Raw genomic sequence first — 977 nt, forward strand, 5'->3', positions numbered from 1 at the left:
GGCAAGTGCCGAACCAAGCGGATTACTTTCGCGAGCGGCTTATCGTCTGATTGCTCACCGTGCCGCCGTGTGGTTCGTGGCAATGCGTGCAGCGGGAATACCGCCGCCCACACAGCCCCGTCCCCCGCAGCAGCACTCCGTCAGTGTTTAATAGCAATATTCCTTCACCGGCAGCGTTTCTCGGACGGGCGGTGTTTCTGTGCACCGTGCCGCTTTCCTTGCTTTCCCGTAGCCACCCAATGGGCGCAAAGAAAGCCGCCCTCTGACAGTGTTTCTATGGAACGTTCTTGGGGGAAGTCTTCCCAAAAGTTACTCCTGTGTGTAACAGTCGAGGCTGGCAAAGTGGGTGATTACGGAAGTTACTACCGCCTGACGCATACGGCTCCGGCTTCCGCTCACACCCCGGCACAGCCGGACTACAAGCGACAGCCTATGCGGTGGAAACCCTTGCGGAAGGGTATCCCCTGCGGAACGGGTGACAGCTGTGATGCCCGGTGCGGTTTCGCTCCGCCCGGCACTAACGCCGGGACTAAGGCGAGAATCCGCCACCTCTTTTCGGCTGACTATAGGAACGGAAGTGTTAGCCAGGAGTGCAGCCCTGCGGTGCGGGGTTCCCGGGTTTACGGTTGAGTGGGTTTGTATTGTGGAAGTAAGCACCCTTCGCCGTCCTTCGGGCGCGTGCAGACGCGATGCTGCGTGCGCCGCGACAGCAATTGTTTTCCTTCCGTCTTCCTTTTTGGGGGACACCCAAAAAGAGACCGGCAGAAAAACAAAGGGGTAGCGATATTCAACATAACGGGTCATTATGCCCGCACGCCTTGCCATTCAGGCAAGTCGGGTGCATAATGCGTGGTTATGTTTAATATGGATTGTTTTATTTTTCCGCCCCCAGGCGAAAAAAGCCATGCGGAGTGGAAACGCCACCACTATGGCGGCAAGCCGCCACCCCGACCACCGCCCCTTAGTTACTTCTGCCA

General features: G+C 57.6%; 1 protein-coding gene. It reads left to right on the forward strand.

From position 1 onward, the window contains the following. Positions 1-630: hypothetical protein (locus tag BSCG_RS30500; RefSeq protein WP_241762153.1), on the forward strand; the 630-nt coding region annotated here is incomplete at its 5' end. Between the last annotated feature and the right edge of the window lie 347 nt (positions 631-977).

The sequence above is a fragment of the Bacteroides sp. 2_2_4 genome, assembly GCF_000157055.1.
Taxonomy (GTDB): Bacteria; Bacteroidota; Bacteroidia; order Bacteroidales; family Bacteroidaceae; genus Bacteroides; species Bacteroides ovatus.